This is a genomic window from Halomonas sp. H33-56 (genome assembly GCF_040147035.1).
GTDB lineage: Bacteria > Pseudomonadota > Gammaproteobacteria > Pseudomonadales > Halomonadaceae > Halomonas > Halomonas litopenaei.
Genome location: NZ_JAMSHP010000001.1, coordinates 3,504,101 through 3,529,466, shown reverse-complemented (window position 1 = coordinate 3,529,466; position 25,366 = coordinate 3,504,101). Strand labels below are relative to the sequence as shown.

General features: G+C 65.6%; 20 protein-coding genes. 9 read left to right on the top strand and 11 right to left on the bottom strand.

The genetic code is table 11. From position 1 onward, the window contains the following. Window positions 1-225 precede the first annotated feature (225 nt). From NFH98_RS15070 to NFH98_RS15050, 5 genes are all read right to left on the bottom strand, one after another. On the bottom strand, window positions 226-396 hold the full coding sequence (locus NFH98_RS15070) for an acetyltransferase (RefSeq protein ID WP_108132496.1): 171 nt from the start codon (window positions 394-396) through the stop codon (window positions 226-228). Between the two features lie 42 nt (window positions 397-438). Next, window positions 439-1,743, bottom strand: a complete 1,305-nt coding sequence (locus tag NFH98_RS15065) for a TRAP transporter large permease (RefSeq protein ID WP_348826959.1) — start codon at window positions 1,741-1,743, stop codon at window positions 439-441. A gap of 54 nt (window positions 1,744-1,797) precedes the next feature. Further along, complete coding sequence (locus tag NFH98_RS15060; protein WP_045992315.1) at window positions 1,798-2,355, bottom strand: TRAP transporter small permease; 558 nt, start codon at window positions 2,353-2,355, stop codon at window positions 1,798-1,800. Between the two features lie 156 nt (window positions 2,356-2,511). Then, on the bottom strand, window positions 2,512-3,504 hold the full coding sequence (locus tag NFH98_RS15055; protein ID WP_348826958.1) for a TRAP transporter substrate-binding protein: 993 nt from the start codon (window positions 3,502-3,504) through the stop codon (window positions 2,512-2,514). A gap of 131 nt (window positions 3,505-3,635) precedes the next feature. Beyond that, a complete protein-coding gene (locus NFH98_RS15050; RefSeq protein ID WP_045992313.1) occupies window positions 3,636-4,073 on the bottom strand; it encodes a VOC family protein in 438 nt (145 codons plus the stop codon). Window positions 4,074-4,387: 314 nt separating this feature from the next. Between NFH98_RS15050 and NFH98_RS15045 the strand changes: the two genes are divergently transcribed. The 3 genes from NFH98_RS15045 to NFH98_RS15035 are packed head-to-tail and all read left to right on the top strand — an operon-like array spanning window position 4,388 to window position 6,821. Further along, window positions 4,388-5,140, top strand: a complete 753-nt coding sequence (locus tag NFH98_RS15045; RefSeq protein ID WP_222570144.1) for a 5-oxoprolinase subunit PxpA — start codon at window positions 4,388-4,390, stop codon at window positions 5,138-5,140. Then, the gene (gene pxpB, locus NFH98_RS15040) at window positions 5,137-5,859 is read left to right on the top strand and encodes a 5-oxoprolinase subunit PxpB (RefSeq protein ID WP_108132500.1); all 723 of its coding nucleotides are present in this window, start codon (window positions 5,137-5,139) and stop codon (window positions 5,857-5,859) included. The genes NFH98_RS15045 and pxpB overlap by 4 nt, the downstream gene beginning before the upstream one ends. Next, on the top strand, window positions 5,856-6,821 hold the full coding sequence (locus NFH98_RS15035; protein WP_348826957.1) for a 5-oxoprolinase subunit C family protein: 966 nt from the start codon (window positions 5,856-5,858) through the stop codon (window positions 6,819-6,821). Before pxpB ends, NFH98_RS15035 begins: the two co-directional genes overlap by 4 nt. A 132-nt stretch (window positions 6,822-6,953) precedes the next feature. Here NFH98_RS15035 and NFH98_RS15030 read toward each other — a convergent pair whose 3' ends face one another. From NFH98_RS15030 to NFH98_RS15010, 5 genes are all read right to left on the bottom strand, one after another. Further along, complete coding sequence (locus NFH98_RS15030) at window positions 6,954-9,128, bottom strand: TonB-dependent siderophore receptor (RefSeq protein ID WP_502878750.1); 2,175 nt, start codon at window positions 9,126-9,128, stop codon at window positions 6,954-6,956. 357 nt (window positions 9,129-9,485) lie between these two features. Continuing rightward, window positions 9,486-10,508, bottom strand: a complete 1,023-nt coding sequence (locus tag NFH98_RS15025; protein ID WP_222515929.1) for a helix-turn-helix transcriptional regulator — start codon at window positions 10,506-10,508, stop codon at window positions 9,486-9,488. A gap of 2 nt (window positions 10,509-10,510) precedes the next feature. Beyond that, complete coding sequence (gene fhuF / locus NFH98_RS15020) at window positions 10,511-11,395, bottom strand: siderophore-iron reductase FhuF (RefSeq protein ID WP_348826956.1); 885 nt, start codon at window positions 11,393-11,395, stop codon at window positions 10,511-10,513. Between the two features lie 74 nt (window positions 11,396-11,469). Then, complete coding sequence (locus NFH98_RS15015; RefSeq protein ID WP_349622917.1) at window positions 11,470-12,564, bottom strand: ferredoxin family protein; 1,095 nt, start codon at window positions 12,562-12,564, stop codon at window positions 11,470-11,472. Next, complete coding sequence (locus NFH98_RS15010) at window positions 12,561-13,430, bottom strand: ABC transporter ATP-binding protein (protein ID WP_349622916.1); 870 nt, start codon at window positions 13,428-13,430, stop codon at window positions 12,561-12,563. Before NFH98_RS15010 ends, NFH98_RS15015 begins: the two co-directional genes overlap by 4 nt. Before the next feature lie 545 nt (window positions 13,431-13,975). Here NFH98_RS15010 and NFH98_RS15005 point away from each other — a divergent pair. From NFH98_RS15005 to NFH98_RS14980, 6 genes are all read left to right on the top strand, one after another. Then, window positions 13,976-16,111 (top strand): TonB-dependent receptor, encoded by a 2,136-nt coding sequence (locus NFH98_RS15005; protein ID WP_348826953.1) that lies wholly within the window; start codon window positions 13,976-13,978, stop codon window positions 16,109-16,111. A gap of 342 nt (window positions 16,112-16,453) precedes the next feature. Continuing rightward, the gene (locus tag NFH98_RS15000) at window positions 16,454-18,280 is read left to right on the top strand and encodes an IucA/IucC family protein (protein ID WP_349622915.1); all 1,827 of its coding nucleotides are present in this window, start codon (window positions 16,454-16,456) and stop codon (window positions 18,278-18,280) included. Then, window positions 18,273-19,541 (top strand): type III PLP-dependent enzyme, encoded by a 1,269-nt coding sequence (locus tag NFH98_RS14995; RefSeq protein WP_348826951.1) that lies wholly within the window; start codon window positions 18,273-18,275, stop codon window positions 19,539-19,541. Before NFH98_RS15000 ends, NFH98_RS14995 begins: the two co-directional genes overlap by 8 nt. A gap of 8 nt (window positions 19,542-19,549) precedes the next feature. Beyond that, window positions 19,550-21,646 (top strand): IucA/IucC family protein, encoded by a 2,097-nt coding sequence (locus NFH98_RS14990; protein WP_348826950.1) that lies wholly within the window; start codon window positions 19,550-19,552, stop codon window positions 21,644-21,646. Continuing rightward, a complete protein-coding gene (locus tag NFH98_RS14985) occupies window positions 21,640-22,404 on the top strand; it encodes an HpcH/HpaI aldolase family protein (RefSeq protein ID WP_306168585.1) in 765 nt (254 codons plus the stop codon). Before NFH98_RS14990 ends, NFH98_RS14985 begins: the two co-directional genes overlap by 7 nt. Window positions 22,405-22,524: 120 nt before the next feature. Beyond that, window positions 22,525-24,633, top strand: a complete 2,109-nt coding sequence (locus NFH98_RS14980) for an IucA/IucC family protein (protein ID WP_348826949.1) — start codon at window positions 22,525-22,527, stop codon at window positions 24,631-24,633. A gap of 78 nt (window positions 24,634-24,711) precedes the next feature. Here the strand turns inward: NFH98_RS14980 and NFH98_RS14975 are convergent, their stop codons facing one another. Next, on the bottom strand, window positions 24,712-25,335 hold the full coding sequence (locus NFH98_RS14975) for an RraA family protein (RefSeq protein WP_348826948.1): 624 nt from the start codon (window positions 25,333-25,335) through the stop codon (window positions 24,712-24,714). Window positions 25,336-25,366: the final 31 nt, after the last annotated feature.

The window sequence follows — 25,366 nt, the reverse complement described above, 5'->3', positions numbered from 1 at the left end:
GGCCGATTCCAGGCGCTATCGGCCGAAGTTGATGGATTTCGAAACCGCTAAAGGAGAAGTGGTTCAGTGCTCAGGAAAGCCCGCTGTAGACGATGGCATTGTCAATACGACCCAGTGCTCCCTGAAGTTTTCAAACATCCACAGAACCTTGCATCCCAGGCTCGGTGGCTAGAATCAAGGTGTTGATCTCAATGACTCTTTCAAATGGAAACTGGATAATCTCCATTACATGTCGGCCAGTTTCCGGAAGGTATTTCTGTGCGTGCGTAACGCCAGCTTGGTCTCCGACTTGACGATTTGCTGCCCCTCGGGACCTGAGAGGTCCAATTTTCTGGTCGCCTTGATTCGCGGGCGTTCCACGGCCTGGAGGCCGTACTTTTCAACTTTGCTGTTCATGTAGCGTACCCCTGTCTGCCTAGCATCTTGTCAACTAGTCTATCAGCCGCTCATCGCCTGGGGCAGGTAGGTGGCGATGCCCGGGAACAGGCTCATCAGCACGATGGCCACGATCATCAGCAGGAAGAACGGCAGCGTGGCGCGGGTGATCGACATGATGTCGCGCCCGGTCAGGCCCTGGATCACGAACAGGTTGAAGCCCACCGGCGGGGTGATCTGCGACATCTCGACCACGATGACCAGGTAGATGCCGAACCAGATCAGATCGAAGCCGGCGGTCTCGATCACCGGCATGATGATCGAGGTCACCAGCAGGATCAGCGAGATACCGTCGAGAAAGCAGCCCAGCACCAGCAAGAACAGGGTCAGCACCACCAGCAGCCAGGCCGGTGACAGACCCATGGCGCCGATCTTCTCGGCCAGGTCCATGGGCAGCTGGGTGAAGCTCATGGCCGAGGACAGAAACGAGGCCCCGGCGATGATGAAGGCGATCATGCAGGAGGTGCGCACCGCGGCGAACAGGGCGTCTTTGAAGATCGTGGCGTTGAAGTGGCCGTTGGCTCGAGCGGTCAGCATCGACAGCACGACCCCCGAGGCGGCGGCCTCGGTGGGCGAGGCAAGCCCGCCGTAGATGCTGCCGAGGATGCCGCCGATCAGCGCCAGCAACGGCAGCAGTTGCAGGCTTCCCGACAGCTTCTGGCGCAGCGGCATGTCGCTGTCGCGCTTGCCCACCGCGCCACGACGATTGCCCACCAGCAGCGACCAGCCGATCACGTAGGTCATGAACAGACCGAGCAGCATCAGTCCCGGCCCGACGCCGGCGATGAACAGGCGAGAGATCGACTGTTCGGTGACCACGCCGTAGACGATCATCATGATCGACGGCGGAATCAACAGCCCCAGGGTCGAGGCGCTGGCCAGGGTACCGATGGCCAGATCGTTGTCGTAGCCGCGCTTTTCAAGCTCCGGCAGGGTCATCTTGCCGACGGTGGCGCAGGTCGCCGCCGAGGAGCCGCAGACCGCGGCAAACAGCCCGCTGCCGATGATGTTGGAATGCAACAGACGTCCGGGAATACGCCCGAGCCAGGGCGACAGCGCCTGGAACATGTTGTTGGCGAGCCCCGAGCGAAACAGGATCTCGCCCATCCACACGAACATCGGTAGCGCGGTCAGGTCCCAGCCGTAGCTGGCGCCCCAGAAGTCCGAGGCCAGGATCGGGCCGGGCTCCAGCGGAAAGAACAGCGTCAGCACGATAAAGCCGGTGCCGAGCAGGGCGTAGGCGATCCACACGCCGCTGCCGAGCAGCACCGCCAGCGCCAGCAGGGTGACCAGACTGATCGTCAGCATCTCGGCAAGCCCTCCTGGCGAGACATGCGCAGCAGGCGAACAGGAATCCTCGGGTCAGTCATGGCTGGGCTCCTCGTCCGGGGCCTCGAAACGGCGCGGCGCCGTCAGCGCCTGTCTGGCGGTGTCGATCAGCGCTTCGGCCAGGGCCAGGCTCATCAGCGCCATGCCGACCAGCAACGCCAGCTGGGGAATCCACAGCGGAACGGCGAGCAGTCCCGAGGAGACGTCGTCGAACTCGAGGCTCTCGTGCATCAGTTGCCACAGCGATACGCACAACAGCGCGTTGAGCGCCGAAGCCACCGCCAGGCAGAACAGTTCGGTGAAGGCGCGCACCGCCGCCGGCAGGCGCTGGATCACCAGCGACATGCGGATGTGGGCGTGGTGGCTGAAGGTGTAGGCCATGCCGAGAAAGGTCGCGCCCACCAGCAGGAAGGACGCCAGTTCCGACACCCCGGTGATCTCGAGGCCAAGACGCGCGCCGCCGAACAGCACCAGCAGGGCATCCAGCAGGCGAAACAGCACCTGGATGGTGATCAGGCCGCAGATGGCGACCATGGAGGCGGCCGCACCCAGCCCACCAAGGCGGTAAAGCGGCATCAGGCGAAACTTCATAGGCGATCCTTGGCGTCAGTGGAGCGATACGTTGTCCGTGAGTCGTTGACCGCACCTTTCTTGCACGGCGTCGCGACGTGGCGTGTTGCGAAAGACAGGCCGTGAACGGGACAACGAACGAGCGGCGAGGAAGTCCCTCACCGCTCGTCCCGAGCGCTATTCGGTGTTGGCGCGGTAGTCCTCGATCAGCGCCTTGGCCCGGTCATCGGCGCGGCTCTCCCAGTCCTGGAAGAGCTTGTCGCCGGCCTCGGAAAGGGCTCCGGCCACCGCCTCGTTGGGCTCGCCAATGGTGATGCCGTTTTCCTCCAGGGCCTGGGCGCTGCCTTCCATATCGGCCTTGCTGGCCTCCCAGCCGCGCTCTTCGGCCTCGGCCGCCGCTTCCATCAGCGCTTGCTGGGTCGCCTCATCCAGGCGATCGAAGGCCTTCTGATTGACGAAGATGATGTTCTTCGGAATCCACAGGTTGGCGTCGGAGAAGTGGGAGACATAGTCCCAGGCCGCCATCGACTCGCCGGTGGACACCGAGGTGATCATGGCGTCGACCCGGCCGGTGGAGAAGGCGGTGGGGATGTCCGATTCCTCGGTCTCGGTGGGCAGGCCGCCGAGGTTCTCGGTCAGGCGCTGGGTATTGATGTTGGGCGCTCTTACCCTGAGCCCCTCGAACTGGGCGGGGTCATTCAACTCGAAGTCGGTGTAGATACCCTGTGACGGCCAGGGCACCGCGTACAGCGGCTTCATGCCCTGCTCGGCGAACAGCTCCTCGATCACCGGCTTGCTCGCCTGCCACAGCTCCCAGGCCTCGTCGTAGCTGCCGGCGAGCCCCGGCAGGGTGTCCAGCTCGAACACCGGCGACTCGTTGGACAGGATCGACATGAAGATCTCGCCGGCCTGAACGGTACCACGGCGCACCGATGGCTTGATCTCGCCGTGGCTGATCAGCGAACCGCCGGAGTGCACGGTGATGTCGAGCTCGCCCTCGGTGGCCTCGCGCACGTCTTCGGCGAACTGCTTGGTGTTCTCGGTGTGGAAGCTGGCATCCCCGTAGGGCGTCGCCAGATTCCATTCGGCGGCCTGGGCGCTGCTGAACGCAGTGGCGGTGGAGAGCGTGGCCACGGCAACGGCCAGCCCCAGGGAGGAGTATCGCGTCATGATGCCTACCTTGTTGTTGTAGAAACGTGGCGGTGAAAACGACGTGTCGTGATGGAGGTATCAGTCTGACTATGCAGCATCGGGCAGGATGGCGTTGAAGATCAAGCCGCCTTGCCGATGCCGCTGGGCTCTCAGGCCTTCTTGAACAGCTGGCTTTCGCGATCCTTGAACGCCTTGAACTCCAGTGCGTTGCCGGACGGGTCCTTGAAGAACATGGTGGCCTGCTCGCCGGGCTCGCCCTTGAAGCGGATGTAGGGTTCGATCTCGAACTTGACGCCATGGGACTTGAGCTTCTCGGCCAGGGCCTCCCAGGCGTCCATTTCCAGTACCACGCCGAAGTGCGGCACCGGCACACCGTGGCCGTCCACCGGGTTCTTGTGGGCAGCGTCGGCGGCGTCCTTGAGACCGGGGTTCAGGTGGCAGACGAACTGATGGCCGTAGAGGTCGAAGTCGACCCAGGACTCGGAGCTGCGGCCTTCGGGGCAGCCGAGAAAGTTGCCATAGAACTCGCGGGCCTCGTCGATATCACGGACCTGAATGGCAAGATGGAAGGGGTCGCTGACGGCCATGGGGAAACTCCGGAGTAGGTGAAGGGGTATATCACTGATTCTTGGCCGGGGAGGATCGTGGCGTCAATCTTCTTGCCGAATTTGTCGGGAATCGACTCGGGCGTTAGATTCAACTGACAAGAGAATATTGTGTGGCGCCCCGGCAACGCGATCGAAGCATCCGCGAAAGGGCTCGAAGGCAAGTGCTCGGAGCGCGCGCTGGACGCCACGATGGCGACAGAAGACAGCGGAAGACGACAATAACAGGTTCGTTAACCACCTGACGTCCGTTGGCGAAGGTTCACCAAAGGACGTCGACAACAGAGGCTGCCCCCATGCCGATACCCCGACTCAACTGCGACGTTGGCGAGAGCTTTGGTGCCTGGAAGATGGGCCGTGACGCCGACGTGATGCCCTATATCGACTGCGCCAACATCGCCTGCGGCTTCCATGCCGGCGACCCTGACGTGATGCGACGCACCGTAGGCTACGCAGTGGCCAATGACGTGCTGGTCGGCGCCCACCCCGGCTATCCCGACCTGGTGGGCTTTGGTCGGCGCAGCCTGGCGGTGTCCCCGAGCGAAGCCGAGAACCTGCTGCTCTACCAGATCGGTGCCCTCGACGGCGTCTGTCGTGCCGAGGGCACCAGGGTCGGCTACGTCAAGCCCCACGGCGCGCTCTACAACGACATGGCCACCAACATGGAATTGCTGCGCGCCACCATGCGCGCGGTTAAGGCCTATGACGAAAGCCTGCCGCTGTTGGTGATGTCCACCGCCGACACCGCCGGTGTGAGGGCGCTTGCCGAGGAGGAGGGCGTCAGCCTGTGGTTCGAGGTGTTCGCCGACCGTGCCTATGACGGCGAAGGTCGGCTGGTATCCCGGCGTGAGCCAGACGCGGTGCATCACGATGAGGACACCATCGTCGGCCAGGCGGTGACCCTGGCCCGGGGCGAGGCGCTGACCGCCCGCGACGGCACCAAACTGGTCCTTCCCGCCGATACCCTGTGCGTGCACGGCGACAACGAGAGTTCAGTGGCGGCGGTGCGTGCCATCCGCGAGGCCTTCGACCAGCTGGAGGGGGCATGACGCCGAGCCCACGTCTGGAGACGGTGGCCTTCGACAGCCTGATCGTGCGGCTGTTCGACGCCATCGACGAGTCGCATATGCCCTGGGTGCTGGCGGCGGTGGACGCCATCCGCGAGCGGCTGGGCGAGGATGCCCTGGAGGTGGTGCCGTCCTACACCACGGTACTGGTGCAGCTCGATATCCGCAGGCTGTCGCTTGGCGAGGCTCGAGCGCGCCTCGGCGAGGCCTTGGCGAACCTTTCGCCCCGGGCGACGGAGGACGGTAGCCTGCACGAGATCCCGGTGTGGTATGACGCAAGCGTCGGCCCTGAGCTTGAGCTGATCGCTCAGCGCGCAGGCATCACCGCCGACCAGGTCATCGAACGCCACTGCGCCCACGACTACAGCGTGTTCGCGCTGGGATTTGCCCCCGGCTACGGCTTCATGGGACTGGTCGAGGACGCCCTGGCCACGCCTCGACTCAAGACACCGCGCCAGAAGGTCGCCGCGGGCAGCGTCGGCATCGCCGATCGCCAGACCGCCGTCTATCCCGCGCCGTCGCCTGGCGGCTGGAACCTGATCGGACGCACCGCCACCCGGCTGTTCGATCGCGAGCGCGAGGGTTACACCCTGTTCAAGCCCGGCGATCGCGTGCGCTTTGTGGCCATCGACCGCGCCACCTTCGAGGCGCAGGGTGGCGACACCACTCCCCAACCCCCGGCCGAGGAGAGCGGCGCATGAGTCTCAAGGTGGAACGCGCAGGTCCCCTGGCGCTGGTGGTCGATGGTGGTCGTCAGGGTGTGCGCCATCTGGGCGTGACCCAGGGCGGTGCCATGGATTGGGTGGCGCTAGGCTGGGCCAACTGGCTGCTGGGTAACGCCCCGGACGCCCCCGGCATCGAGATCATGGTGGGCGGCCTTGCGCTGGTGGTCGAGGCCGACGTGAGCGTGGCGCTGGCCGGTGCCGACCTGGGCGCGACCCTGGACGGCGAACCCCTGGCCCTGGCGGAGCCGGTAACGCTCAAGCGTGGTCAGCGGCTGGTGTTCGAGCGGCCGAAAAGTGGCCTGCGCACCTATCTGGCACTGCCGGGCGGGATCGAGGCGAGCGCCATCATGGGCAGCGTCACGAGCACCGTGCGAGAAGGGCTCGGTGGCCTCGACGGTTTCGGCAAGCCGCTGGCCCAGGGCGACGTGCTGACGCCAAAGCAGGATCGGCCCTCGGGCGGCGATCGTCGCCTGCCACAGCGGGACGCCGACAAGGGGCAGCGGGATGCTGATCGAGAGCCGGGGGCTCTGGTCACGGCAAGCGACGGGCCACTGGCGCTGTCGCTGGTGCCCGGGGCCCAGATCGCGAGCTTCTCGGGCACCAGCCTGTATCGCGCCTTCAATGACGTCTGGACGCTGGATCAGCGCGCCGATCGCATGGGGATTCGCCTGACCGGGCCGCAGCTTGAGGGCAGCATGAGCGGCATGGTGTCGGAAGGCATTCCGCTGGGGGCGGTGCAGGTACCGCCGGACGGCCAGCCGATCATTCTGATGAACGACCGCCAGACCATCGGCGGCTACCCGCGCCTCGGCGCTCTGACCCCGCTGGCCTGCGCCCGTCTGGCCCAGTGCCTGCCCGGCACCGAGGTGCGCCTGGTGCCGGAGTCGCCGGAGCGTGCCCGCGATGACCATCTGAGGCAGCTTGCCCGTTGGGAGTAGGGGCGGTGGGCTGCCCACCAACAAGGCCTTGCTGCGGATTCCGGTGCAGCAGCAGGCGAGGATAGCGGTCGGGCCGAAACGCAAAGCGCCCCGTTCATGGACGGGGCGCTTTTCCTTCATTTGGGTCAGTGGCTAGAAACGATAGCTCAGGGTGGCGCTGACGCTGCGTTCGGCGCCGAAGTAGCAGAATTCGAGCGAGTTGCAGGAGGCCACGTAGTCCTCGTCCAGCAGGTTGCTGACGTTGAGGCGGCCGCTGACGTTGGTCAGTCCGACCTGGCTGAAGTCATAGCCCAGGGTGGCGTCGACCAGGGTGTAGTCCGGGACCGACTTGGTGTTGTCGCGGTCGGCCTGGATATCGGCGTGGTAGCGCACCCCGAGGCCGGTGTTGAGCCCGGCCAGCGGTCCCTTGAGGAAGTCGTAGTAGCCCCACACCGAGGCGATGTGCTTGGGCGAGTAGATGGCGTCGTTGCCTTCCTCGCTGGGGTCATCGCTTTCGGCGTAGGTGATGTCGGTGTAGGCGTAGCCGGCCTGGAGGCTCAGTGCCTCGGTGAGCTGAGTGCGCGCCTCGAGCTCGATTCCCTGGGATTCGATCTCGCCCACGGCACGATACGGATCGGTGGGCTGCTCCTTGGTGGCCACGTTTTCCTGGGTGATATGGAACAGGGCGATGGAGTACTGGTCCTGGGTACCCAACGGCTGGTACTTGAGCCCGGTTTCCACCTGCTCGCCCTCCATCGGCTCGAGCAGATCGCCGGAGGCATCGACGAAGCTGGTCGGGGTGAAGGCGGTCGAGTAGCTGGCGTAGGGCGAGACGCCGTTGTCGAAGGCGTAGAGCAGGCCTGCGCGGCCGCTGAACTGGGTTTCGTCGAGATCCGAGCTGTCGCCGCTATCGAGATTGGTGTTCTCGATGTCGACCCAGTCATAGCGGCCACCCAGGGTCAGGTGCCAGCGATCCCAGCTGATCTGGTCCTGCAGGTAGACGCCGGTCTGGTCGAGTTCGTGCTTCTCACGGGTGGTCACGACGATATCGCCGATGGGGCCAGCACCGTAGCTCGGGTTGAAGGCGTCGATGTTGGGGAAGGTGCCCCCGGACCAGACCACGTCGTTCTCGCGGGTCTGGTAATCGAACCCGGTCAGCACCCGGTGCTCGAAGCCGCCGGTGGAAAAGTTGGCTTCGAGCTGGTTGTCCACGGTCCAGGCCTCGAGGTCTTCGTCGGCGCCGGAGTAGTAGCGGTTGAGCTCGGTGTCGTTGGCCCAGCCGTAGGCGTAGACCTGATCCATCTCGACGTCGGATTCCAGATACTTGAGCTTCTGGCGAGCGGTGATGCCGTTGCCGAAACGGTGCTCCAGCTCATAGCCCAGCAGGGTCTGGTCGCGCTCGAAGTTGTCGTAGTCGTCCTCGCCCTCGAAGAAGGTGTTGTCGATATTCCCACCGGCATGGCTGGTCACCGTGCCGTCGTAGGGCAGACCGGCGTGATAGCCGCCTTCGGGCTCACGCGAGACGTAGGCGTTGAGGTTGAGGGTGGTGGCGTCGGTGATGTCCCAGGTCAGCGACGGCGCGATGGCGTAGCTCTCTTCCTCGACCTGATCGAACTGAGTATCCGAGGAGCGGGCGATGCCGGTCAGGCGGAAGGCGGCACGCTGGCCTTCGTCGACGCTGCCGGTGACATCGAAGGCGGCGCGCTGCTGCTCATTGTTGCCGAAGCCGACCTGCACCTCGCCGGTGGGGCTGTCGCTGAACTCAGGGCGCTTGCTGGTCAGCGCGACCAGGCCGCCAGGGGAGGCGCGACCATAGAGCACCGAGGCCGGTCCCTTTACCACCTCGATGCTTTCGAGCATCCAGGGGTCGACCTTCAGCGAGCTGAAGCTGTTGGTGTCGCCCATCAGCTTGAGGCCGTCGAGGAAGGTATTGCTCAGGCTGCCGTCGGAGAAGCCCCGCAGTACCAGATAGTCGTAGCGGTTGGACGACCCGAGCTGGTTGGTATAGACCCCGGGGGTGTAGTCCAGCGCCCGCTGCACCGTCTGGGCACCACGTCGCTCGATCTGCTCGGCGCTGACCGTCGAGGTGGCCTGGGGCGTCTCGAGGAAGGGCGTATCGGTCTTGGTGGCGGCCTGGCCGGTGACCGTCATGGTGCCCAGTTCGGTATCGGCGGAGGTGCCAGTATTGACGGCATTGTCACTGAGGGCGGTCTGGGCCAGTGCGGCGGAGGACACGCTGGCCGCCAGCAGCGCCGGGCCAGCCTTCAAGGCGAAAGGTTTCAGGGCGAAAGGCGTCAGCGCGAAGGGCAGGGTCGAGGTGATACGCATGTTGTCGCTTACCATTGGGAGCAGGGAAAGGCGCCGCGGGGTAGGCACCTGAACAAAGCGGTCATGTTTCGGTAATGCGAATTATTACATTTTGCGAGTAGGCCTGTTTATGCGCGGCGCCAAGAACCTTATGCGTGGTGACAGGACCTGCACCGATAATGAAACCTCAGTAGCCAAGTGCTATCGGCGTAGCGAGTGCTATCGGCGTAGCGAGTGCTAGCTGATGTAGTGGATCCAGTCATCGACGAAGCACCGCCCGACGGCTGGGTGCCGTTGCGGTGTACTGCGTCCAGTTGAGGTCTCTGGGGGAGAGCTGCCCAGGGGGGGCTGGGCGAAGGGCGAAGGTCCTGGAAGCGCCTAGCCAACGTCGCGTGGCGAGACCCCGAAGCGCCGCCGAAAGGCGGTGGAAAAGTTGGAGGCGTGGCTGTAGCCGCTCTCGAAAGCGGCCTGCTGCACGCTGGCGCCCTGGGCCAGCAGCTCGTGGGCCAGGGTCAGTCTGCGTTCTCGCAGGTAGTCGAAGACCGAAACGCCGAACAGGCGCTGGAACTTGGCGCGCAGGCCCGAGGCGCTCATGGACGCCATCGCCGCCAGCTGCTCGAGGCAGTAGGACTCGGCGGGAAAGTCGTGTAGCCGCTGGCGGATCCGTTCCAGCCGCTGGCGCTCCGGCAGGGGCAGGTCACCGCGCTGGCGCGGGCCGGGATGTCGCAGCCCATGGGCCAGTAGTTGCAGGCCGATGGCCTCCATCAAGAGCTGGCGCTGGCCGGGGGAAGGCTGCGGCATGACCGCCTGTTCGAGCATCGGCGCCAGGTAGCCCGGCAGCGGCCAGACGTGCAGATGAGGACGCGGGGCGTCGAGCAGTTCGGTGATGTCCGGGCGCTGGCTCAACGAGGCGATCGCGGCCTGGTCCAGCGACAGGTTCAGGGTGCGCAACCGCTGCCCCTCATCCTGATGCACGCGCAGGGAAACCTGATCGGCGAGCCGGGCGCTCAGTGCGCTGCCGGCGGTGAGCCGCTGCCGCCGTCCCCCGGTGTCGACCACGATGGCGCCTTCCATCACCACGCACACGAACAGCGGCGAGGCCATGGTGGAGCAGGAGTCGTAGGGCTTGAGCACCTCGACATCGGAAAAGGTCAGATGCCAGCCGCTGCGCACCTCTTCCTCGATGACGCGGCCTCTGAGAATTTCCAGGTGGTGGGCCACCGCCGGGAAGCGGGCGCCGTCGAAGCGGTAGTCGATGCCGTGGCGCTGGCCGAATCGCAGAAAGTCCCGCGCGCGGATGACCCGGGTATCACCAAGTCCCGCGGCGGCTCCGGCCAGCGGGCGCGAGCGAGGCTGAGCGCCACTCGACTCGCAGGCTTGCGCGTGGCTTGCAGCGCTCATCTTCAGCTTGCGACCAGGCGGCGGGCGTCGCCGCGGGAGGGGAAGGTCTGCACCACTGCCCCCGTGCTCTGGGGCATCGCTGTGGTCCTGGGCTGCCTGGTCTTATTGCTGACCTTGTTGCCGGTCGTGCTGCTGGTCTGTTTGCTGGTCGTGCTGCTCGCCCTGGCAACGGCGGCATCGTCCAGCGGGCAGTTGCCGCAGCAGCCGAAGTCCTCGAGTCGATAGCGCAGGCAGCACAGCCGCCGTGTGCGCTGGGTCTCTCCGTGTTCGTCGGGCAGGTAGCGCACCGGCATGAACAGGGGATTGCGCCGGCCATCCGGGTAGACCCGGTGGTCGATCAGGCGCAGCGCCTCGTCGCCGAGCCCAGGTGAGGCCATGGGGTGGTGCACTGCAGCCTTGGCAAAGTACTCGAAGTAGTTGCCGAAGTTGCTCCAGAACACCTTGGGGGAGGCCCCGGAGACGCAGCCCAGCATGTCGACCAGCGGTGCCACATGCCCCTGCAGCAGGCGTTCGAAGCGCTCGAAGGCGTCGAGCGACCCCAGCGGGGTGCCTTCGTGGGGCAGGGCGATGCCAGTCGTCTGGCCGCTGTCGCTGAGATACAGGCCCATCTGATCCAGCGCTACCGGCAGGTCGCGCTCCAGCAGCAGGTTGGAGGCCAGGGTATGGGCGACCATGGCGCTGAAATGCCACTTGGACCAGAGCGAGGCCACCGCCTTGAGGTCATCGCCCTGGTACTGGGCGGCGAAGCGCTCGAGCAATTCGTCCAGCACGCCAGGTTCGAGCAGACGCTCGGCAGGCATGGCGTCGTCGGGTAGCTCGGCCGCGACGGTGGGTACGGCAAGGTGTTCCAGGGGACCGCAATACAGACGAGGCAGCGCTGATGTCATGGGGTGTCCTGCAGGCCGGAGGCTTGAGGTCATAAGACCAACGGTGGACACCATAAATTAAATGCGAATTGTTATCAAGAATATTGCCGATAGCCGGCGTCGATCGACTGAACGCTGGCGGCCCGCCAGACCTGGCTGGGGCTGGGCCCCTGGTCGATATCCGAGCACATGTCGATCCGTGCAAGCGTGAGGGTATGGCAATGGACGACCAGCTCACCGCTCGCTCTCTCGCCCTTGGCCTTGGCCTTGCCCTCGCCCTCGCCCTCGCCCTCGCCCTCGCCCTCGCCCTCGCCCTCGCCCTCGCCCTCGCCCTCGCCGGACTGGCGCCAGCGCCAGATCTGGCGCCGGTATTGCGGTTCGTTGTCGCCGTCGTTGTCGCTGCTGCTGCTGCTGCTGCCGCCAAGGTGGCCGGGCATCTCCTCCGGTGCCAGGGCGCTGTCCTCCACCAGCGCCAGTTCGACGCAGGGCAGGGCCGAGTCCCTGGCCAGCCACTGGAGTGCGGCGACCTCGGCACACTGCTGGGCCGGGGTCAGGTGGGAGGCTCCGCGATAGCCGGGCAGGAAGCGCTGCCCCTGCGCCTCGGCTTGCAGCATGGGCAAAGCCTGGTCGGGCTCGATGCGCCCGTACTTGCGCACCGGTGACAGCAGGATGATGCTCGCGGCGAAGCGGCAACCGCCCAGGTGGCTGCTCTCCCACACGTCGAAGGGCAGGCGATGTTCCTCCACGGCGCGGGCCAGCGCCTTGTAGCTGCGATAGCCGTAGCGCGCGCAGCACTTGTCCTTCTTGCCGTGGGTGCAGCACAGCACCAGGTCGTGGTGCTGTGGTGTGGACGGCCAGCGCTCGAGATCCTCGCCCGCCGCCAGCGCCTCGACAAAGGCCAGCAGTGCGCTGCGCTCGAGCTGGAGACGCCGACGCTCCGGCATCAGGATCACCTCGTGGACCTCGGCAGGCTGATCACGACGATGGATCAGATTGACCCGGCGACCGCTGGCGGCCAGGGCGTCGAGTTGTGCTGCCAGATCGGGGGGCATGTCGCTGGCGTGGCGCAGGTTGCGCTGCCACCTTGCCCGGGGCCAGCTGATCAAGAGGTTGCGCTCGGCGTGGGCGCCGCTGCCGGGCAATGGGTCCCCCGCTTCGCGAGACAGGTCGGTACAGAAGACGTGGCTCATGGCCTCGGCCCTGACGTTGTCGAAGGATGCCTTGGCTGAGTGTGTGGGGCCGGCGACTCGTCGGTTGGTCTCTGCTGTTGCGCCTGCGATTCACGGCGCCCCAGCAAGGGCACGCACAGCGGCTTGCCGCTTTCCGGGTCGACCATGACGTGGGCGTCCAGGTCGAAGACGCGCTTCAGATTGTCGGCGGTGAACACCTCTCGCGGCGCGCCGCTGGTGAGGATGCGGCCGTCGCGCATCATCACCAGCTCGTCGGCGTAGGCGGCGGCCAGGTTGAGGTCGTGCAGCACCAAAAGCAGGGTGCGCCCCTGGTCGTGGGCCAGTCCCGAGAGCAACTCCAGCAGGTCCACCTGGACCTTGAGGTCAAGAAAGGTGGTGGGCTCATCGAGCAGGATCAGGTCGGTCTGCTGGGCCAGCACCATGGCGATCCAGCAGCGCTGGCGCTGTCCACCGGACAGGGTGTCGACGTGGCGTTCGGCGAACTCGGTGACCCGGGTGTAGGCCATCGCCTGCTTGACCACCTCGGCGTCGCGACGGGCATCGCGTTGCCACAGGCGCTGGTGGGGAAAGCGTCCCATTGCCACCAGCTGGCGCACGCTCAGCCCCTCCGGTGCCGTCGGCCCCTGGGGCAGCAGCCCCAGATGCTGGGCGACCTCGCGGGTGGAGCGACGGTGGATATCCTGACCGTCGAGCAGCACCTGACCGCCCTGGGGCTTCAAGGTGCGTGCCAGGGTCTTCAGCAGGGTCGACTTGCCGCTGCCGTTGGGACCGAGCAGCACCGTCAGCTTGCCTGGCGCCACCGCGATATCCACCCCGTCCAGTACCAGCCGTTCCTCGTAGCCGACCTTGAGAGAATGTCCCGCCAACTGGTGGCCGAGCGCGGACGCCGCGGTCGATCCGTCTGACGGCTCGTCAGACGATGCATCGGACCGGTGTCGGGGGGCCGCGCTGAACGAGGGTGTGGTCGGCAAAGAAGGCTGAGATGAGGTCATGCAAGGCCCGCCTGGGGTGTGTGGCAGCAGCACGGTATGACAAAAAATTCTCATTTTCAATCCGGCCAAGCCCGTATCGGCGCGGTTTGTCGGCATGGCGCGCGGCGTTTTAGCACAGTGTGTTGTTAGCTTATGCCGAACGAATGGTTCGCATTTCGTGGACATCATGAAAGCGATTAATTGGGATAATCGTTCTCATTTGTATGTGAGATGGCAATAAACGACGCAATGCGGCATCGAGGCTTCGGTAAGGTGCGGCCCTTCGGGAAGGTGGCGAATCGCATCGCCACCGCTCGCCGGTAGCGGCAGCACGGGGCAGGGACGACGTCCGAGAGCAACGTCCTGGCGTGAGGGATTCGCCAGACCTCGAGTCAGCGTTTGCGCGATCATTCGATTTAGCAAAAGGAACGATGCACGACATGAAACGTCATGCTCTCTGGCCCACCGTTTCACTGCTTGGCCTGGTGGCCGCACAGCAGGTCGCGGCGCAGACCTCCGTCGATACCTCTTCCTCGAACGGCGCCCGTGCCGACGAGGCCCCGACCATGGTGGTGACCGCCTCGCGGACCAACACCACCAAGGAAGATTCGCCGCAGACCGTGCGCATCATCAGCGAGGAGGAGATCGCCCAGCAGCTGGACGTGACCACCGACTCCTCCCAGATCCTGAGCAACCTGCTGCCGTCCTACTCGCCCAACCGCCAGAAGATGACCGGCAGCGGCGAGACCTTGAGGGGCCGCACACCGCTGTTTCTGATCGACGGCATTCCCCAGTCGAATCCGCTGCGTCCGACCGGTCGTGAGGCCCACACCATCGATTTCTCCCAGGTGGAGCAGATCGAGGTGATCCAGGGTGCCAACGCCACCAACGGCGTCGGCGCAGCCGGCGGGGTGATCAACATCATCACCAAGCGTCCGGAGCCGGGTTCCTTCAATCAGCACTTCGGCGTGCAGATGACCACCCCGACCAGCGAGCTGGACGAGGACACCCTGAGCTACAAGACCGACTACGGCTTCAGCGGCAACAAGGGCAACGTCGACTACCTGTTTGGTCTGAGCTACGAGGACCAGGGGCTGTACCTCGACGCCAAGGACGACCCGGTCGGTGTCGACAACACCCAGGGCGACCTGATGGACTCGCGCAGCTATGACCTGCTCGGCAAGATCGCCTACTGGATCGACGATGACCAGCGCATCCAGTTCACCCTCAATCACTACGACATCGAAGGTCACAACGACTACGTCAGCGTGACCGGCGATCGCGACGCCGGGATTCCGACCACCTCCGAGCGTGGCACCCCCGAGGGCGACGCCCCCTTCAACGAGGTCTGGACCACTGGGCTTAGCTACGAGAACTATGACCTGGCCGGCATGCACCTGAGTGCCCAGGCCTACTATCAGGACTACGAGGCGTTGTTCGGCGCCACCGACTCCAGCAGCTTCCAGGATCCGTCACTGGCGCCGGTAGGCACCTACTACGACCAGAGCTCGGCCAAGACCGAGAAGTTCGGCACCAAGGTCTCGCTGACCAAGGACGACCTGTGGAATGACCGGCTCAAGCTGACCGGTGGCTTCGATACGCTGTTCGACGAGACCGAGCAGTACCTGTATCAGAGCAACCGCACCTACGTGCCGCCCACCGATTACACCGACCTGTCGCCGTTCTTCCAGGCCGAACTGCAGCCGATCGACTCGTTGCTGCTGTCCGCCGGGGTGCGTTATGAGTACGCCGAGCTGGATATCGATGACTATCAGACGGTGTGGGCCAACAATGGCGTCGACGTCGAGGGCGGCAATCCTGACTTCGACGAGACGCTCTACAACGTCGGCGCGGTGTGGAAGCCGGTCGATCGCGTCAGCCTGTTCGCCAACTACTCCGAAGGCTTCTCGATCCCTGATGTCGGTCGTGCGCTGCGCGGCATCGATACCCCGGGACAGTCCGTCGACAGCATCGACAACCTGCGTCCCATCGTGACCGAGAACGTCGAGACCGGCGTGCGCTTCGAAGGGGATCGCCTGTCGGCAGAGCTGAGCTACTACGAGTCCACCTCCGACTTCGGCAGCCGCCTGACCGAAGAAGACGGCGTCTTCATCATGAACCGCCAGGAGACCCAGATCACCGGTATCGAGGCCTCGGTGGACTACGCCTTTACCGAGCGCCACTCCGGTCGCCTGGCCTACTCCCACATGACCGGGCTGTATGACAGCGACGACGATGGCGACCTCGATGCCGAACTGTCCGGCCTGGATGTCTCGCCGGATCGTCTGATCGGTAGCTGGTCCGCCAACTGGACCGACAAGGTGTCCACCTTCCTCCAGGCCAACTACTCGTTCGATGAGACCTATGACGAGGACGATCGCGAGTTCGACGGCTATCTGTTGGTGGACGCTGCGGTGGGCTACCAACTGCCTACCGGTAAGCTGAATGTGGGCGTGTCCAATCTGCTCGACGAGGACTACATCACCTACTACTCCCAGAGCGCGCTGGTCAACGACGACCGTTACTTCGCCGGTCGTGGTCGTACCCTGACGGTAGGGTATAGCGTCGACTTCTAAAGGCCGTTATTCGTAAGCATTGCTGCTGGAAAGCACCGCTGCTGTAGAGCGCCGCTGCTGGAAAGCGCTGCTATTTGGCTGACCCGGACCGCCGCCAGGACGGCGGCGGTCCACGCGGACGGACCGTGGTGCCGCTTCGATGACATCAGGCAACGCCTGAGGCTGTTTTCAGGCCATCTGCAGAATCAGTTTCCAGATCAACGACTTCATAACAACTACGCCATAACAACAACCCTTCGCCAAGTGACTAGCCAGGAAAGCGCGGTTTCCCCTGACGAAAGGCGTCGATGATTCGACGTCCGGGGAAGCAAAACAAGGAAGGAATCCTTGCGGAGGTTGCACATGCAATTCCCCCCATGTACTCGCACCCCTGGCGAGATCGCTCGGCATGCCTCACAGCATGCCCTGCTCAACGGCATCATCAAGGAAGTGGCTATCCCCCACGACCTGTTGAGCCACCACTGGCCCGCCAACAGGCGTGGCCTGCCAACGAGCCTCCAGGGCCTGCCATTGCAGGTCGCCTGGTCGTCTTCTTTAACCTTGTTCGTGCTGGTCGATCGCCACTCGGCGATGGGCTGCCATCAGGTTGTGTCGCCGCTGTATCTGCGCCGCAGCCTCGATCAGCCCTGGCGGGAGGCCGATACCGACGAGCTGGTATCGGCCCTGCTGGAAGATGGCCCCTGGCGCGAGGCCAGCCCCAACCCCGAGTTCGGCGACCAGGTGCTGCAGAGCCAGGCCGTGATGGCCTCCATCATCGAGGACGCTCGGCGACGCCCCCATGACCCGCTCAAGGACTACGTCGCCAGCGAACAGGGGCTGTGGTTCGGCCATCCCAATCACCCCACACCCAAGGCCAGGCAGTGGCCGCAAGGCTTGAACGGGCAGGGCAGGGACTGCTCCCCCGAGTTTGGTCAGCGTTCCCGCTTGCACCAGTTCTCGTTTCCGTCACAAGGGCTACGGATCGCCTGCAATGGCCTGGAGCCCGGTGAGGTGCTCAGCCAGGCCGCCGACCAGAGCGCGGAGCCCGAGGCCGGGCGGGTGGTGCTGGCCATGCACCCGGTCCAGGCCGAGCTGTTTCGCCAGGTGCCGGATGTCGCCGCGCGGATCAACGACGGCAGCATCCGCGACCTGGGCAGAAGCGGCCCGCTGGCGCTGCCCACCGCCTCGATGCGTACCTGGCATGCGCCTGAGCATCCCTGGTTCATCAAGGGCTCGCTCAACGTGCGCATTACCAACTGCGTGCGCAAGAACGCCTGGTACGAGCTCGAAAGCACCCTGGTCATCGATCGCATCATGAGTCGCTTGATCGACAGTGAAGACCCGGCGCTCGAGACCCTCGAGCTGGCTCGGGAGCCCGCCACCCTGCACTGGGCCCCGCAGGACGCTGACGACGACCAGCGCCGCTGGTTCCGCGAGCAGACCGGGGTCATCCTGCGCGAGAACTTCTGCCAGCGCTTCGGCGCCGAGCGTTGCCTGCTGGCGGCGACGGTATTCGCCCGTGACACCGAACTTGAGCCGATGGCGCCAACGCTGGTGGCGCGCGCGAGTTCGCCTGCGTCCGCTGCTGTGAGCGGCGCTCACGCCGACGATGTGCCCGAACACAGGATTGTCGACTGGTACAAGGCCTATCTTGGCGCCCTGGTCGAGCCGGTGCTGGCGCTGTATTTCCGTCATGGCATCGTGGTCGAGCCGCATCTGCAGAACTGTGTGCTGATCCATGACCAGGGCTGGCCCCGTCGCGTACTGCTGCGCGACTTCGAAGGAGTCAAGCTGACCGAGGATCAGGGCCTTGACTGGCTCGCCGGCGAGACGCTGGATGAGCGCGTGCGCGCGTCGATGACCTACAGCCGCGACAAGGGCTGGAAGCGCATCGCCTACTGCCTGCTGGTCAATCACCTGGCCGAGGCGATCCTGGCGTTGAGCTGGCGCCGCCCGGCCCTCGCCGAGCGTCTGTGGGCGGCCACCGGGGAGGAGCTTTCGCGGGTCAGGCAACGGCTCGGAGTCGCCACGCCCGAGCTCGATGTGCTGCTCGCCGGCGGCGACTTGCCGTGCAAGACCAACCTCAAGCTCAGGCTGATGGCCCGCGCCGATCGTCACGCCGACTATGTGTGGCTACCCAACCCCTGGCATCAGCTCGCAGGTGAGCGTCTGGAGGTGGCCCATGGCTAGCGTTGCTGCCTCGGGCCGTAAAGAGGCCCAGCGGTTGCCGCCAGCGGTGCGGGAGGCGATCCGTTGCCACCAGGCCGAAGCGCAAGATCCCATCGCCGCCTTCTTCTATGACCTGGAGGCGCTGGCCGCCCGGGCGCGTTCGATCAAGTCCGCGCTGCCCGACGGTGTAGAGCTTTTCTACGCCATCAAGGCCAATAGCGAGGCGCCGGTCCTCGGGACCTTGGCCCCCATCGTGGACGGCTTCGAGCTGTCCTCCGGTGGCGAGATCGGTCGCATGCGCGAGGCGACGAGCACGCTGCCCTGGGTGCTGTCGGGACCGGGCAAACTCGACACGGAGATGGCGTTGGCCATGGACGAGGGCATTGAGGCCTTTCACCTGGAGAGCCTTGGCGAGATCGCGCGCCTTGAGCGACTCGCCGCGGCCAGGGGGCGTCAACAGGCGGTGCTGATCCGCATCAATCCGACCCTGCCCGAGGCGCTGTCGAGTCGTCTGCGCATGGCCGGTATCGCCACCCCCTTCGGCATCGACGAAGCCAGTCTTGGCGAGGCGGTGGCGGCGGTGGACGCCGCTGCCCATCTCACCCTGGTCGGCTTTCATATCCACGCCATGTCCCACCAGACGAGCGTGGCGCGCCACCAGGCGTTGCTGGACGGCTACCTGGCGCGCTGGCCCGAATGGCGAGCGCTTGCCGCCTCGCCTGCCAGGGTCACCCAGCTCAATGTCGGGGGTGGCATCGGCGTCGACTACATGGCGCCGTTCGAACCCGAGCGGCAATTCGACTGGCAGGCGTTGTGCGCCCATCTGGACGCGCGACTCAAGGCGATGGCTCAGGCCCCGCGGGTGCGCTTCGAGATCGGCCGCTTCCTCAGTGCCTTCTGTGGCTACTACGCCATCGAGGTGCTGGACACCAAGCACAGCCATGGTCAGGGCTTCGTCGTCTGTCGTGGCGGTACCCACCAGTTCCGGCTGCCCGCGGCCCAGGGCCACGACCACCCGGTCATCCACCTGCCGAGCGGGGAGCGCGGCGAAGCGTCGTCCGGCGAGAAGCGACCCTGGACGGTGGTGGGGCAGCTGTGTACGCCCAAGGACGTGCTGGGGCGCGATCGACTGCTTGGCGACGTCGCCCCGGGAGACCTGCTGGTGCTGCCGCTGGCCGGGGCCTACGGCTACAACATCTCCCACGCCGACTTTCTGTGCCACCCAAGGCCGCCGCAGATCTTCATTGGCGCCGACAGGGCGTCACCCGATACCGCACGCTGAGGTTGTTCATGTCATCACCTTCCTACGTTGCCGAGCCCGCGACGGGGTCCGCTGACGCCGTCGCAGACGTCGCCGCACCTCGAGTTGCCTCCTTTGTTGCTCCCAGTGCTGTCCCCGCTGCCGTTCCCTTTGCCCGTTCCGACGACTGGCGTCATCGGTCGCGCATCGAGCGGCGGGTCATCGGCCAATTGCTGCAGACCCTGCTGTACGAAGACGTGCTCGAGTATCGCTGCGAGCACCTGGCCCCGACTGAGGGTGAAGGGCAGGGGCGTGAAACCACCTTCGTCGTCTCGCTTGGAGAGCGCGACTATCGGGTGCGAGGCTGGCTGTGCCACAGCTTCTCACTGATTCGCCTCGATCATCAGAGTCTGGCTGTTGCGTCGACACAGGCGTCGGCTCGGGCGTCGACAAAGGCGCCGGCTCTGGCCGGACACGATGGCCGGACCCAGTCGCCGTCGCTCTCGGAGTTTCTGGACGACCTGGCGTCCACACTGAGCGCCAGGGCCGAGGGAGACCTTCAAGGGCGGCTGCAGCCGGGGTTCATCAACGAGCTCAAGCAGACCCTGATCAAGGACCTGCAGTCTTCGACAGCAGCGCCCGTCGACGGCCAGAGCGCGCCTCACACGCTCGACGCCGACGCCCTGGAGCAGTACTTCACCGACGCCCACAGCTACCATCCCTGCTACAAGTCTCGGCTTGGTTTCACGCTTGGCGACAACCGTCGCTTCGGTCCCGAGTTCGGCCAGCCGCTGCGGGTGCTGTGGCTGGCGCTGCCGGCGCGGCTGGCGCATCAGGGGGCTGTTCCTGGTCTCGGCGCCCTGGCGACGTTTGCGGCCATGGCCGATGCCGAGCTGGGTGAAGAGGGATCGCCGGCCAGGCAGCGCCTGGTGAAATGGCTAGGCGAGCGAGGCCTTGCGCGCGAGCAGGCGGTGCTGCTGCCGGTGCACCCCTGGCAGTGGGAAAACGTGCTGGTCGGCGCGCTCTACCCGGAGCTTGCCAGTGGCGAGATCCTCCTGCTCGGCGAGGGCGAGACCCGCTATCGGCCGCAGCAGTCGATTCGTACCCTGGCGCCGCTGGATCACGATCGGCGCGCGTCCCCGACGCCCTATCTCAAGCTGGCGCTGGGGATCACCAACACCTCCAGCACTCGTATCCTGGCGCGCCATACCATCACCAACGGGCCTATCATCACCGCCTGGCTCAAGCAGCTTCTGGAGAGCGACGCCGGCGCCGGGGCGGCCAACGTTGTGATCCTCGGCGAGGTGGCCGGTGTTGCCCTGGACGAACGCGCCTTTGGCGGCCTGCGCCATGACGAGGTGTACGGCCAGGCCGGCGCGCTGTGGCGTGAGCACATCGACGGCTTTCTCGCCCCTGGCGAGCAGGCGGTTCCCTTCAACGGCTTGAGCCAGTGTCTGCGCGACCCGGACGGGGCGCCCGCAGAGCCCTTTATTGCCGACTGGATCGCCCGTCACGGGCGCGACGCCTGGACCCGCCAGCTGGTGAGGGTGGCGACACTGCCGATCATCCACCTGCTGTTCGCCGAAGGGGTGGGGCTTGAGTCCCACGGCCAGAATATCGTGGTGATCCACCGAGACGGCTGGCCAGTGCGAGTCGCGCTCAAGGACTTCCACGACGGGGTGCGCTTCTGTCCCTCGGCGCTGGCCCGTCCCGAGCTGGCCCCCAGCCTGGAGCCGTTACCGGCGGCCCACGCCGCGCGCAACCGAAATTCCTTTATCGTCACCGATGACCTGGCGGCGGTGCGCGACTACTCCTGCGACGCCTTCTTCTTTATCGCCCTGGCCGAGATGGCGATCTTCCTCGAGCGTCACTTCGGACTCACCGAGGGCTCCTTCTGGGCCATGGTCGCCGACGTCATCACCGCCTACCAGGACGCCCATCCAGAGCACGCCGAGCGCTATCGCCAGTTCGACGTCTTCGTCCCCGAGTGGGAAGTGGAAGCACTGACCCGCCGGCGGCTGTTCGGCGACGAGATGCCTCAGATCAAGCGGGTGCCCAATCCCCTGGCCTTGCATGCACCGGTGCAGCGCCCTGCGTCTGTGACCACGGGGAAGGCTGCAGCGATACAGGAGCGTACCCCATGCTGAGAACCAATCGCCTGAAACGTGCGCTAATCGAGCAGCGCGAGATCTACGGAGTGCTGGCGTCGTTGCCCACGGCGGCGTCGATCGAGCTGATCGCCGAAGCCGGCTTCGACTTCGTGGTGATCGACACCGAGCACGTGCTGATCAACCCGGAAACCGTCGAGCACATGATCCGCACCGCCGAGAGCTACGGACTGACGCCGTTGGTGCGGGTCGCCGACGACAACCCCAAGACCCTGCTGCGCCTGCTCGACGGCGGCGCCCAGGGCATCGTGTTGCCGAGCGTCGAAGACCCCGAGCGACTGGCCGCCGCGGTGGGTGCCTGCAAGTACGCGCCCCAGGGCACGCGCAGCCTCAACGCCGGGCGCCCCGGCGCCTTCGGCAAGCACTCCCTGGCCGAATACGTTCAAAAGGCCAACGACGAGATCTTGGTTGTTGCCATGATCGAGAGCCGGGCCGGCGTCGAGCGCATCGACGAGCTGTGCGCCGTCGATGGTCTCGACCTGGTGCTGGAAGGTGCCGCCGATCTGTCCCAGTCCCTGGGCGTGAGCTGGCAGACCGCCCACCCCGAGGTGCTAAAAGCGCTTTGCCGAGTGCAGCAGCGGGCGGCGGACCACGGCCTTCCCTACGCCGCCTTCCTGCGCCATGCGGACGCCAAGGCCGAGTGGCGCGAGCGCGGTGTGCGTACCTTCCTGCTCGGCGACGAGCGGGGCATCGCCTTTCGCGCCCTGACGAGCGCCTTGAAGGAGGCACGCGCATGAGGTGGCTGCCGCTTGCTTCCGGTGCCCCTGGGTCCCGAACCCCTGTTGCCCGAACCCCGAACCCTGCTGTCGCGCCTTCGTCGGTGCCCCCGATTGTTGCAGTTGCAAGGAGAGCCCAATATGGCCTCGTTTGATTCCGTTTCTTCACCCGTTCCTTCACCCCAGGCGAGGCGCCTGGCCAGCGAGCAGATCCTTCAATCGCTGGTCGATGGCCTGCTGGTCGAGGGGATCCTCGAGATCGACTCGCTGGCCGGTGATGACGGCGATGCCCGTTCGTTTGCCGCTGAGCTGTTTGGTGATGACACTCTGGTGGCCCACCCCGGGGCGCGATTGTGGCGCCAAGAGCGGGCCCAGGGCGCTAGCCAAAAGACCAGCCTGGTGATGCTGCTGGAGCCCGGCATCGCCCAGGACTGGCAGAAGGTGCCTGGCACGCCGGTGCTGGCGCTCGATGGGGGAGCGCCGGCACCCCTGGACCCCGTGGCAGTGATGCGTCGGGTGTTCGGCGGCGATGAACAGGCCCTGACGCCTGGCCAGCGCGTCTTTCTCGACGCCCTGGAGGACAGCCTGTGGCAAGCCACGGCCTCCATGGCGCACGGCGTGGATACCCGCCATCTCGCCTCCCTGGGTACCCTTGAGCACTTCACCATTCTGGAGCAGTGGGCGTCGCTGCTCGACCGGCCCTACCATCCCACCGCCAAGGCCAAACAGGGTTTAAGCGCTGCTGAGTACCGTGCCTATATGGCCGAGTTTGCCAACCCCGTCGAGCTTTACTGGGTGGCGGTAGCGCGTCACCGGCTGACCCATGGCGCAGGGGTGGGGGGTCTTGAAGCCGGCGCGGCTTCGGGCGCCGATAGAGCGACAGCCGGCGCGAGGTCGGGCGGCGATAGAGCGAGCGTCCATTTGGAACAACCCGCAGACTGGCTGCTCGCGGCCGAGGAGCGTCAGGCACTGGACGATGAGATGCGTGCCAAGGGCATCGCCGACAGCCACCTGGCACTGCCGGTGCACCCCTGGCAGCACGATCATGCCCTGCCGAAGTGGCTTGCCGAGGACTTCGCCGCTGGTCACTGCATCACCCTGGAGGCTCGCGCCGGGCGCTGGTGGCCGACCTCATCGCTGCGCTCGCTGCTGCCGGCTGCGCCCTCGTCAGACGGCGCAGCGTATAGCCTCAAGCTGCCCATGGCCATCCACTCGCTGGGGGCCTCGCGCTACCTGCCGGCGGTGAAGATGATCAATGGCGACTTGAGCGCCCGATTGCTGGCTGAAGCCAAGCAGCGCGACCCGCTGCTGGCAAGCGCCCTGCACCTGTGCGACGAGGGCAAGTGGTGGGCCTACCTGCCCGAGGACGCCAGTCTGTTCGATGAGGCCCCGCGCCATCTGAGCGCCATGGTGCGCAGCTATCCTCAGGCGCTGCTCGAGCAGGCCGGCACCCAGCTGGTACCCATGGCGACCCTGGGCACGCCACTTCCGATGGTCGGGGCGTCCGGTCCAGCTCGCACCAGCGCCCATCACGTCTTCGATGACTGGATGGCGCTACGTGGCATGGAAGCCGGAGCCGCGAACGCACGAACGCTATTTGGTGAGCTGTGTGCGCGCTTTTTCGAGATCAACCTGCGCATGCTGAGGCTCGGTATGCTGGCGGAGGTGCACGGCCAGAACGCCGTGCTGGTGGTGCGCCAGGGTAGGGTCGAGGGCCTGTTGCTGCGTGACCATGACTCGCTGCGTATCAACGTCGGCCAGCTCGAGCGCCACGGCATGCAGGATCCCTGCTACCGGATCAAGCCGGGTCACGCCAACACCCTCTACCACGACAGTCAGGAGGCGTTGTTGTTCTGGCTGCAGACCCTGGCGATCCAGGTCAACCTGCGTGCGATCATCGACACTCTGGCGGGACACTATGGCCTTTGCCAGCGCGCCCTATGGCGGGATCTGACGGTTCAGCTCGAGGCCCAGCTCGACGCCGTGCCCTTCGATGCCGCCGAGCGCAATGTCTTGAAGTCCGCGCTGTTCGAGCGCGAGCGCTGGCCCTACAAGCGCCTGATCGCCCCGATCATCGAGCGTGCGGGCGGCCCCGGCAGCATGCCTTTTGGCGTCAGCGAGACCGTCAATCCGCTGAGGGCCTGCCAGGGGGAGCTGACGCATCAGAACGCCGAGGCAACTGCTGGTGTTGAACAGGGTGTCGGTACCGCTGGCGAAGCCGACCGCCTAGGGACACTGCAGCAAGCCTGATCTCATCGTCAGGAAAATACGCGGCGGCATCGGTGAACACCGATGCCGCCGTTTTTTCGTGCGCAAGAGACGGGATATTCAGCGAAGCCATTCGGGATGCTCAGCGAGCATCGCCTCGCGCCGACGAGTTTCGTCCTGCTGCTTGGCCAGGGCTTTTTCGGCCAGCTCGTCGGCCCGGTGCGGGGGCACCACGAACAGACCGTCGTCGTCACCGAGCACCAGATCGCCGGGCGCGATGGAGACCCCGTCGATGGATACCGGAGTGTTGATCTCACCCTCCAGCGACAGCGAGCGAGTAGTCAGCGGACTGGTACCTGCAGCAAACATCGGCAGGGTCAGCCGAGACAGTGTTTCTCGGTCGGTGACAGCGCCATTGGTGACGACGCCGGCCAGTCCCTTGGTCAGCGCCGCGTAGGCGCGAAATTCGCCCCAGCAGGCGCGACGATGATCACCGGACACGTCGATCACCAGCACGTCACCGGGGCGTGCGAGCGTCAGCGCCTCGCGGATGATGGCGCCGTCGACATGGGGAATTCTGACCGTCAGGGCGGTGCCGACCAGGCGTACCGGGCGGTGCAGCGGCTCCAGCGAGGCGATGGCGCCAAAGTCACTGAAGTGGCCCAGGGTCGAGGTGGCAAGCCCGGCGAAGCGATCGATCTGCGCCTGGCTGAAGCTGTCCCGGCGCGGGGCAATGTGGAACATTGGACCTCCTGTCGGATGTGTTGCTGAGGGA

What these genes read in the sequence shown, in the direction of transcription:
- NFH98_RS15070 (WP_108132496.1), bottom strand. Translation starts at nt 396, where the DNA reads ATGAACAGCAAAGTTGAAAAGTACGGCCTCCAGGCCGTGGAACGCCCG.
- NFH98_RS15065 (WP_348826959.1), bottom strand. Translation starts at nt 1,743, where the DNA reads ATGCTGACGATCAGTCTGGTCACCCTGCTGGCGCTGGCGGTGCTGCTC.
- NFH98_RS15060 (WP_045992315.1), bottom strand. Translation starts at nt 2,355, where the DNA reads ATGAAGTTTCGCCTGATGCCGCTTTACCGCCTTGGTGGGCTGGGTGCG.
- NFH98_RS15055 (WP_348826958.1), bottom strand. Translation starts at nt 3,504, where the DNA reads ATGACGCGATACTCCTCCCTGGGGCTGGCCGTTGCCGTGGCCACGCTC.
- NFH98_RS15050 (WP_045992313.1), bottom strand. Translation starts at nt 4,073, where the DNA reads ATGGCCGTCAGCGACCCCTTCCATCTTGCCATTCAGGTCCGTGATATC.
- NFH98_RS15045 (WP_222570144.1), top strand. Translation starts at nt 4,388, where the DNA reads ATGCCGATACCCCGACTCAACTGCGACGTTGGCGAGAGCTTTGGTGCC.
- pxpB (WP_108132500.1), top strand. Translation starts at nt 5,137, where the DNA reads ATGACGCCGAGCCCACGTCTGGAGACGGTGGCCTTCGACAGCCTGATC.
- NFH98_RS15035 (WP_348826957.1), top strand. Translation starts at nt 5,856, where the DNA reads ATGAGTCTCAAGGTGGAACGCGCAGGTCCCCTGGCGCTGGTGGTCGAT.
- NFH98_RS15030 (WP_502878750.1), bottom strand. Translation starts at nt 9,128, where the DNA reads ATGCGTATCACCTCGACCCTGCCCTTCGCGCTGACGCCTTTCGCCCTG.
- NFH98_RS15025 (WP_222515929.1), bottom strand. Translation starts at nt 10,508, where the DNA reads ATGAGCGCTGCAAGCCACGCGCAAGCCTGCGAGTCGAGTGGCGCTCAG.
- fhuF (WP_348826956.1), bottom strand. Translation starts at nt 11,395, where the DNA reads ATGACATCAGCGCTGCCTCGTCTGTATTGCGGTCCCCTGGAACACCTT.
- NFH98_RS15015 (WP_349622917.1), bottom strand. Translation starts at nt 12,564, where the DNA reads ATGAGCCACGTCTTCTGTACCGACCTGTCTCGCGAAGCGGGGGACCCA.
- NFH98_RS15005 (WP_348826953.1), top strand. Translation starts at nt 13,976, where the DNA reads ATGAAACGTCATGCTCTCTGGCCCACCGTTTCACTGCTTGGCCTGGTG.
- NFH98_RS15000 (WP_349622915.1), top strand. Translation starts at nt 16,454, where the DNA reads ATGCAATTCCCCCCATGTACTCGCACCCCTGGCGAGATCGCTCGGCAT.
- NFH98_RS14995 (WP_348826951.1), top strand. Translation starts at nt 18,273, where the DNA reads ATGGCTAGCGTTGCTGCCTCGGGCCGTAAAGAGGCCCAGCGGTTGCCG.
- NFH98_RS14990 (WP_348826950.1), top strand. Translation starts at nt 19,550, where the DNA reads ATGTCATCACCTTCCTACGTTGCCGAGCCCGCGACGGGGTCCGCTGAC.
- NFH98_RS14985 (WP_306168585.1), top strand. Translation starts at nt 21,640, where the DNA reads ATGCTGAGAACCAATCGCCTGAAACGTGCGCTAATCGAGCAGCGCGAG.
- NFH98_RS14980 (WP_348826949.1), top strand. Translation starts at nt 22,525, where the DNA reads ATGGCCTCGTTTGATTCCGTTTCTTCACCCGTTCCTTCACCCCAGGCG.
- NFH98_RS14975 (WP_348826948.1), bottom strand. Translation starts at nt 25,335, where the DNA reads ATGTTCCACATTGCCCCGCGCCGGGACAGCTTCAGCCAGGCGCAGATC.